This is a genomic window from Streptomyces sp. 7N604 (assembly GCF_052245475.1).
In the GTDB taxonomy this organism is placed as follows: Bacteria; Actinomycetota; Actinomycetes; order Streptomycetales; family Streptomycetaceae; genus Streptomyces.
Window position 1 is genome coordinate 1 of the sequence record NZ_JBQQBX010000082.1, and the last position, 3190, is coordinate 3190.

Consider the following 3190-nt stretch of genomic DNA (forward strand, 5'->3'; position numbering starts at 1 on the left):
GGGTGGCTGGTCGTTGTTTGAGAACTGCACAGTGGACGCGAGCATCTGTGGCCAAGTTTTTAAGGGCGCACGGTGGATGCCTTGGCACCAGGAACCGATGAAGGACGTGGGAGGCCGCGATAGGCCCCGGGGAGCTGTCAACCGAGCTGTGATCCGGGGGTGTCCGAATGGGGAAACCCGGCAGTCGTCATGGGCTGTCACCCGCATCTGAACGCATAGGGTGTGTGGAGGGAACGCGGGGAAGTGAAACATCTCAGTACCCGCAGGAAGAGAAAACAACCGTGATTCCGGGAGTAGTGGCGAGCGAAACTGGATGAGGCTAAACCGTATGTGTGTGATACCCGGCAGGGGTTGCGCATGCGGGGTTGTGGGATCGCGCTTCAGTCGTCTGCCGGCGGCTGGGTGAGTCAGAAACCGTTGATGTAGGCGAAGGGCATGCGAAAGGCCCGGCGTAGAGGGTAAGACCCCCGTAGCTGAAATGTCAGCGGCTTGCTTGTGTGATTCCCAAGTAGCACGGGGCCCGAGAAATCCCGTGTGAATCTGGCGGGACCACCCGCTAAGCCTAAATATTCCCTGGTGACCGATAGCGGATAGTACCGTGAGGGAATGGTGAAAAGTACCGCGGGAGCGGAGTGAAATAGTACCTGAAACCGTGTGCCTACAAGCCGTGGGAGCGTCGCACGCAGGCTTGCCTGCGTGTCGTGACTGCGTGCCTTTTGAAGAATGAGCCTGCGAGTTTGCGGTGTGTTGCGAGGTTAACCCGTGTGGGGGAGCCGTAGCGAAAGCGAGTCCGAAGAGGGCGTTTTGAGTAGCATGCCCAAGACCCGAAGCGGAGTGATCTAGCCATGGGCAGGGTGAAGCGGCTGTAAGAGGTCGTGGAGGCCCGAACCCACCAGGGTTGAAAACCTGGGGGATGACCTGTGGTTAGGGGTGAAAGGCCAATCAAACTCCGTGATAGCTGGTTCTCCCCGAAATGCATTTAGGTGCAGCGTCGTGTGTTTCTTGCCGGAGGTAGAGCACTGGATAGGCGATGGGCCCTACCGGGTTACTGACCTTAGCCAAACTCCGAATGCCGGTAAGTGAGAGCGCGGCAGTGAGACTGTGGGGGATAAGCTCCATGGTCGAGAGGGAAACAGCCCAGAGCATCGACTAAGGCCCCTAAGCGTACGCTAAGTGGGAAAGGATGTGGAGTCGCAGAGACAACCAGGAGGTTGGCTTAGAAGCAGCCATCCTTGAAAGAGTGCGTAATAGCTCACTGGTCAAGTGATTCCGCGCCGACAATGTAGCGGGGCTCAAGCGTACCGCCGAAGTCGTGTCACTCCAGCGTAAGGACCAACGTCTGCTGGGGTGGGTAGGGGAGCGTCGTGTGCCGGGTGAAGCAGCCCTGTAAGGGAGTTGTGGATGGTTCACGAGTGAGAATGCAGGCATGAGTAGCGATACACACGTGGGAAACGTGTGCGCCGATTGACTAAGGGTTCCTGGGTCAAGCTGATCTGCCCAGGGTAAGTCGGGACCTAAGGCGAGGCCGACAGGCGTAGTCGATGGACAACCGGTTGATATTCCGGTACCCGTGACAGTGCGCCAACGCTGAATCCGGTGATGCTAAGCCCGTGAAGCTGCGCCTGGTCTTCGGACTGGGTTGTGGTGGAGCCGGTGGTCCGATCCGGTAGTAGGTGAGCGATGGGGTGACGCAGGAAGGTAGTCCAGCCCGGGCGGTGGTTGTCCCGGGGTAAGGGTGTAGGACGTCACGCAGGTAAATCCGCGTGACTTCAAGTCTGAGACCTGATGCCGAGCCGATTGTGGTGAAGTGGATGATCCTATGCTGTCGAGAAAAGCCTCTAGTGAGTGCTGTTGCGGCCCGTACCCTAAACCGACTCAGGTGGTCAGGTAGAGAATACCGAGGCGTTCGGGTGAACTATGGTTAAGGAACTCGGCAAAATGCCCCCGTAACTTCGGGAGAAGGGGGGCCATTGCTGGTGATGGGGCTTTGCTCCCTGAGCTGGTGGTGGCCGCAGAGACCAGCGAGAAGCGACTGTTTACTAAAAACACAGGTCCGTGCGAAGCCGTAAGGCGATGTATACGGACTGACGCCTGCCCGGTGCTGGAACGTTAAGGGGACCGGTTAGTCACTCTTCGGGGTGGCGAAGCTGAGAACTTAAGCGCCAGTAAACGGCGGTGGTAACTATAACCATCCTAAGGTAGCGAAATTCCTTGTCGGGTAAGTTCCGACCTGCACGAATGGCGTAACGACTTCTCGACTGTCTCAACCATAGGCCCGGTGAAATTGCACTACGAGTAAAGATGCTCGTTTCGCGCAGCAGGACGGAAAGACCCCGGGACCTTTACTACAGCTTGATATTGGTGTTCGGTTCGGCTTGTGTAGGATAGGTGGGAGACTGTGAAGCGGGCACGCCAGTGTTCGTGGAGTCATTGTTGAAATACCACTCTGGTCGTGCTGGATGTCTAACCTGGGTCCGTGATCCGGATCAGGGACAGTGTCTGGTGGGTAGTTTAACTGGGGCGGTTGCCTCCTAAAGGGTAACGGAGGCGCCCAAAGGTTCCCTCAGCCTGGTTGGCAATCAGGTGTTGAGTGTAAGTGCACAAGGGAGCTTGACTGTGAGACCGACGGGTCGAGCAGGGACGAAAGTCGGGACTAGTGATCCGGCGGTGGCTTGTGGAAGCGCCGTCGCTCAACGGATAAAAGGTACCCCGGGGATAACAGGCTGATCTTCCCCAAGAGTCCATATCGACGGGATGGTTTGGCACCTCGATGTCGGCTCGTCGCATCCTGGGGCTGGAGTCGGTCCCAAGGGTTGGGCTGTTCGCCCATTAAAGCGGTACGCGAGCTGGGTTTAGAACGTCGTGAGACAGTTCGGTCCCTATCCGCTGTGCGCGTAGGAGTCTTGAGAAGGGCTGTCCCTAGTACGAGAGGACCGGGACGGACGAACCTCTGGTGTGCCAGTTGTTCTGCCAAGGGCATGGCTGGTTGGCTACGTTCGGGAGGGATAACCGCTGAAAGCATCTAAGCGGGAAGCCTGCTTCGAGATGAGGACTCCCACCCCCGTTGAGGGGTTAAGGCTCCCAGGAGACGACTGGGTTGATAGGCCAGATATGGAAGCCTGGTAACGGGTGGAGTTGACTGGTACTAATAGGCCGAGGGCTTGTCCTCAGATGCTCGCGTTCACTGTGT

The 3190-nt window shown here is 57.7% G+C and carries 1 rRNA gene; it reads left to right on the plus strand.

The window, feature by feature from the left end:
• Nucleotides 1-49 precede the first annotated feature (49 nt).
• Nucleotides 50-3169: ribosomal RNA gene (locus ACTWP8_RS38060) — 23S ribosomal RNA — on the plus strand.
• Nucleotides 3170-3190 lie beyond the last annotated feature (21 nt).